The following is a 5,183-nucleotide window of genomic DNA, read 5'->3' as shown; positions in this document are numbered from 1 at the left end:
TGGCGCGACATGCCGCTGACCAAGGCCGCCCAGACCGTCCAGGTCTCCGCCTACCCGGACCACTACGCCCAGTGGGAACAGCAGGCCGCCGACCTGGTCGCCGAGCACTGGAACAAGTAACAGACACACGTGAAAGGCCGGCACCCCGAGACGGGGTGCCGGCCTTTTCGCGTACCCGATGGGTCAGGCCGGGGGCAGGACGAACGTCCACGTGGTGGTGGTCGTGCTGGCCGCGGCGCCGGTGGCGGTGAGCCCGCCGTAGCTGCCGGTCGGCACGCTGCTCGCCGAGTCGGCGAGCAGGCCGGTCACCCGGCCGCCGCCGGTCTGCGAGCTGTTGCTGCGTACCGCCACGCCGGCCGGCGGGGTGAGCGCGGTGGAGGTGCTGTCGCCGTGCAGCCAGTACGACACGGCCCAGCTCTGCGCGGTGGTCACCGGCGCGTACGGGGTGATGCGGGTGGCGGTGCTCGCCGGGTCGGTGGCCCGGGTGAAGACCGGCGCGCCGGGCGCCACCCCCCGGTACGCGGCCAGCACCAGGTTGCCCTTCGCCTGACTGTCCAGCGTCACCCGGACGGCCGTGCCCGCGTCACCGGCGCCGGCTGTCTTCCACCAGGCGGTGGTGGTCGCGAAGCCGCCGTCGAGGCGGTCGAGCCTGCTCCAGCCGGTCACGCCGGTCGGCTCGCCGGTGCCGGTGTGCGTGTTCTGGCTGAGCAGGAGCAGCAGCATGTCACCTGCCTGCACGCCCGCCGGGACGGTCACGGTGTGGCTGGTCCAGTTGGCGTTCGCGGTGGCCTGGCCGACGAACGAGATCCGCTCCGGTACGGGCGCGACGGTCACCTCGACGGTCGCGGTGCCGGTGGCGCCCCGGTCGTCGGTGACGGTGAGCGTGACCGGGTAGGTGCCGGCCGCCGCGTACGTGTGGGACGTGGTCGGTACGGAGGCGGTGCCGGTGGTGTCCCCGTCGCCGAAGTTCCAGCTGTGGTCCTGGATCGCGCCGTCGGCGTCGGTGGAACCCGCGCCGGTGAACGTGCACACCAGCCCGGAGCAGGTGGGCGTCAACGCGGCCACCGGCGCCTGGTTCGCGGGGCCGCCCGATCCCTTCAGGATCTTCACGTAGTCGATGTCGCCGGCGAAGTAGTCGCAGGTGACCTTCGTACCGTCGCACTGGCTCTTGCCGCCGACGGACAGCGGCCAGGTGTTCGCGATGGTGCCGGTCGGCCCGTTGAGGCGGCTGGTCCGCACGCCGTCGACGTACATCTCCACGTACGCGGAGGTGCGGTTGCAGGTGATCGTGTGCCACTGGCCGTCGGAGATCGGCACGTCGGTGTAGCCGGTACGGGAGGCGCCGTCCGCGCCCCGGAACAGGCACTTCGGCTTGCCGTTCGGGGCCTCGAACTTCCAGTAGCCGCCGGCCGTGTTGCCCTGTCCCTTCTGGAGGATGTTGCCGAAGGAGTACGTGGTCCGGTAACGGATGGTCACCGAGAAGTCCCCGGCGTCCGGGTTGAAGTCGGTGGTGTGCGGCACCAGGTCGACGTGGCCCGGGACGTACTCCTTGTCGGTGGGTAGGTGCGTGGCGAAGCGGTGGCCGGTCGCCCCGGCGTAGAGCGCGCCGGTGACCACCTCACCGCCGATCGTGCCGTGGCGGCCGTTGCCGCTGTAGTCGGTCAGCACCGTCGACGACGACGCCGGCTCGTCCATGCTGTAGAACGCCACCGTCCGCGTCGCGGTGGCCTGCGCGGGCGCGGCCGATACCGTCACCCCGGCCGCCGCGACGACAGTCGCCACCCCTAATCGTGCGGCCGTCCGCCGCCACCGTCCCCGCTCGATCGTTGCCATGTGACCGCCTCCCTGCGCATCGGGCCTCACAGTGACACGCGCGATGGCAGCGGCAGAATAATCCGCACGGTGGACCTGGGAGACCGATGTAGCCGGTGCCGGCTGTCCGGTGGGAGACGACCGCCTGTCGACCGGCGGCGTGGTGACTCTCGGTGGGCGATACTGGGTTTGAACCAGTGACCTCTTCCGTGTCAAGGAAGCGCGCTCCCACTGCGCCAATCGCCCGGGCAATCGCGAGCGGACGACGGGATTCGAACCCGCGACCCTCACCTTGGCAAGGTGATGCGCTACCAGCTGCGCTACGTCCGCGTGCCGCCGGTTCGCGCCGGCGACGGGGTGAACTCTACCCGATGCCAAGATCGCCGTGCGGCAGACCCCCGCCGCGCCGGGTGGCCGTGTGGTTGCGCCGCTCACCGCCGGGGTACTGAGGCCGGTGACAGCACAACCATCCCCCCGAAGGAGGCTGTCGTGGGTATCGGTACGAGCATTTTCCTGATCGCGGTCGGCGCGATCCTCACGTTCGCGCTCAACGCCAGCGTCGGCGGGGTCGACCTCGACGTCGTCGGCTGGATCCTCATGGCGGCCGGCGTCCTCGGCCTGATCATGACCACGCTGGTCTGGGGCCGGCGCCGTCAGGTGGTCGCCACGACCGCCGACGAGCCGGTGGAGTACCGCCGGGTCGAGGAGCGCCGGGACGTCGCGCCGCCCATGTGATCGTGAGCGGGGCCGACGGAGCTGATCGGTCCCGGGACCGGACCGGCCGGATCGAACATCCGGCCGGTCCGGTCTGCTATGCCCGCTCGCCGTCGGTAGCGGCACCGTCGGTGGCGGCGCGCAGCCCGTACCAGCCGATCGCGGCCACCAGCGCCACCTGCGCCAGGTAGCTCGCGACGACCACCGCACGAGCGGCGTCCTGCGGCACCAGCACGAACGCCACCACGTAGACGAGCGCGGCGACGACCAGCGGACGCGGCATGGTCCGGCCGATCAGGATCCCGACGAGCGCCAGGACCATGCCGAGGACGATCGCCACCTGGCTGCCGAGGACGGCCGGGAGCAGCCCGTCCAGTTGGTCGTTGAACACGTCGAACAGCGCCCGTCCCTGCGCCTCCGGCACGACCGCCGGGTCGGCGGCGTAGGCGAACGGCAGCACCTCCGCGGTGATCGCCAGCGCGAACACCACGCCGCCGAGGCCGGCCAGGAAGGCACCCACCAGGTTCAGCACGCCCGCGCGGCCCCGGGCCAGCCCGACGATGAACACCGCCGCGGCGATCCAGGACACCGCGTACGCGGGCCCGCCCAGGTAGAGGTTCATCGGCCAGTACGCGGACCCCAGCTCACGTACGTCGTCGTAGTGGATCGCTCCGTCGAACGGCGGCTCCCACAACATGAAGACGGTCCGTCCGGCCAGGGACGCCAGGAGCAGGACGAAAAGGGCGACGAGCGCGGCACGGCGCAACTTCGGTACGGGCACGGTGAGAGCCTCCGTCGATTCAGGTGTCGCCCCACCGTGCCGAGGTACCGCCAGCGCGGGCATCGGCCTCAGCACCTATCTTCGGAAAATCCCTGCTCAATGCGACTGTCGGGCGTGCTCCAGCCAGATCCGCGCGGCCCGCACCCGACGGTTCGTGGCGCCGCCGGGCGTCAGGTCGAGCTTGACGAAGATCGCGCGCAGATGGGCGTCGACGGTCCGCTCGGAGACCACCAGCTGCGCGGCGATCCCCGCGTTGCTGGCGCCGTCGGCGAGCGCGGCGAGCACCTCCCGTTCACGCGCCGTCAGCCCGCCGACCGACACCGGGTCCGCGGCATCCACAACCGCCGTGGCCGGGGCCGCCGGCTCGATGACGTTCGTCGTCTCCGCCGCACCGCCTCCCGTCGTACCCTCTGCGCCGCCTCGCGGCGTCACCGGCGCTGTCGGCGCGGCGGTGAGCAGCGCCGCCAGCCGGCCGGTGCCGGCCCACGCCCCGCCGACGACGGCGACGGTCAGCGCCGACACGACCAGGGCGACCGAGGTCGGGCCGAGGGACGTCCCGGGAGCGGCCACGAGCGTGCCGACGCCGACCACCAGCAGGGCCGCGGCGGCCAGGCCCGCGCCGCGCACCACGGCGCCGACCCGGCGCGGCTCGGTGGCGCCGCGGGCGGCGGTGACCGCGCACGCGGCGGCGAACACCGCGGCCCCGGCCAGCGCCACCAGGAAGGCGACCGAGCCCAGCGACGGTTCGACGTCGCCGGGCGTGCGGGCGACGGCGAGCAGCAGGCAGAAGACGACTGTCAGCGGCGCGGCGGTGGTGGCCGCCGCGGCCACGCCGAGACGCGCCCGGACGGCGTGGTGCGACCCGAGAGCGGCCCGCCAGAGCGTCACCGGGAGCAGGAACAGCGCCACCGCTGCCAGCAGGGTGACGGCGGCGCCGCCCGGCGCGAGCGCGGTACGCCAGGACTCCGCGGCGATCGTCGGAACCCCCGCGAACGGCTCGGTCGCCGTGGTCAGCAGCGCGTTGACGAGCGTGGCCACGCCCAGGGTGAGGCCCACGAGCCGGTGCGTCCACGGGACGGCCTCGCCGGCGCGGACGGCGGCCGAGGCGGTCAGCTGAAGGAGTGCCAGCGGCGGGATCCACGCCGAGTTCCACGCCGCGACGGCCGGCCCGGCCCACGGGTGTCCGGCCGCGACGGCGGCCACCGCGACGACGGCGAGCGCCAGATACGCCAGCAGCGACGCGGCGAGCCCGGCCGCCAGCCGGCCGGCGGCACGGTGCCCCGACCGGCTGAGCCGGAGCGCGGCGAGCGCGGTGACCACGGCTGCCGTCGCGAGGGCCACGGCGCCGACCGGGTCGCTCGCGAAACCGCCGTGCCCGGCCGCGCCCAGGGCGGCGAGCGCCGCGACGCCGAGGGTCGCCGTGGCGGCGGTGAGGACGGCCAGGCTCCGCAGCGCGGGCACCGGGCGGACGACCGCCGTCATCCGTGGTGATCCCGTCGGGACGGGCGCCGGGGACAGCCGGTCGCCGTCCGCCGGCTCGGACGCGGGACAACGGCCACCAGCACATTCAACCCGGTCCCCCGCCCGAGGTCGATCCCGTGGCCGGTCAGTCGCGCATCAGCTCGTTCAGCTCGCCGAAGTCGAGCCCGCCGGCGAGCGCCTCGTACGTCCCGGCGCCGAGCACCTCCGCCGCCGCACGCCGGACCACCGCGTACGCCGTCTCGGCCAGCGCCGGGCCGAGGCTCACCCGGGCCACCCCGAGCCGCGCCAGCTCGGCCACCGGCGGCGCGCCCGGCCCGGCCAGCACGTTCAGCGGGGCCGGGATCGCCGCCGTCAGCGCGGCCACCGTCTCCGGCTCCACGGTTCCGGGTACGAA

General features: G+C 73.9%; 5 protein-coding genes and 2 tRNA genes. 1 reads left to right on the top strand and 6 read right to left on the bottom strand.

Features of this window, described 5'->3' with window-relative positions; genetic code table 11:
• Positions 1-183 precede the first annotated feature (183 nt).
• From KBX39_RS22265 to KBX39_RS22255, 3 genes are all read right to left on the bottom strand, one after another.
• Positions 184-1,833 carry a PKD domain-containing protein gene (locus KBX39_RS22265; protein WP_210872326.1) on the bottom strand — a complete coding sequence of 550 codons (1,650 nt, stop codon included), beginning with the start codon at positions 1,831-1,833 and terminating at the stop codon, positions 184-186.
• A gap of 153 nt (positions 1,834-1,986) precedes the next feature.
• Positions 1,987-2,058: transfer RNA gene (locus KBX39_RS22260), tRNA-Val, on the bottom strand.
• Between the two features lie 11 nt (positions 2,059-2,069).
• Positions 2,070-2,142 (bottom strand) — tRNA-Gly (locus tag KBX39_RS22255).
• A 159-nt stretch (positions 2,143-2,301) separates the two neighbouring features.
• On the opposite strand from KBX39_RS22255, the gene KBX39_RS34110 reads away from it, so the two are divergent.
• Positions 2,302-2,547: a DUF6458 family protein gene (locus KBX39_RS34110; RefSeq protein WP_158559994.1), complete on the top strand. Its 246-nt coding sequence runs from the start codon at positions 2,302-2,304 to the stop codon at positions 2,545-2,547.
• Between the two features lie 76 nt (positions 2,548-2,623).
• On the opposite strand, the gene KBX39_RS22245 is transcribed toward KBX39_RS34110, so the two are convergent.
• The 3 genes from KBX39_RS22245 to KBX39_RS22235 all read right to left on the bottom strand — a co-directional run.
• Positions 2,624-3,307 carry a hypothetical protein gene (locus tag KBX39_RS22245; protein ID WP_069089414.1) on the bottom strand — a complete coding sequence of 228 codons (684 nt, stop codon included), beginning with the start codon at positions 3,305-3,307 and terminating at the stop codon, positions 2,624-2,626.
• Positions 3,308-3,403: 96 nt separating this feature from the next.
• Positions 3,404-4,789 carry a helix-turn-helix transcriptional regulator gene (locus tag KBX39_RS22240; RefSeq protein ID WP_210872324.1) on the bottom strand — a complete coding sequence of 462 codons (1,386 nt, stop codon included), beginning with the start codon at positions 4,787-4,789 and terminating at the stop codon, positions 3,404-3,406.
• A 124-nt stretch (positions 4,790-4,913) separates the two neighbouring features.
• Positions 4,914-5,183, bottom strand: a 270-nt coding sequence (locus tag KBX39_RS22235) for an isocitrate lyase/phosphoenolpyruvate mutase family protein (RefSeq protein ID WP_210872322.1), incomplete at its 5' end; no start/stop codon positions are given.

This window comes from Micromonospora sp. D75 (assembly GCF_018070405.1).
GTDB lineage: Bacteria > Actinomycetota > Actinomycetes > Mycobacteriales > Micromonosporaceae > Micromonospora > Micromonospora chalcea.
The sequence above is the reverse complement of the archived record's forward strand: the minus strand, read 5'-3'. Positions and strand labels throughout refer to the sequence as shown.

Coding starts and splice junctions, on each gene's coding strand:
- KBX39_RS22240 (WP_210872324.1), bottom strand. CDS start 4,789: ATGACGGCGGTCGTCCGCCCGGTGCCCGCGCTGCGGAGCCTGGCCGTC.
- KBX39_RS22265 (WP_210872326.1), bottom strand. CDS start 1,833: ATGGCAACGATCGAGCGGGGACGGTGGCGGCGGACGGCCGCACGATTA.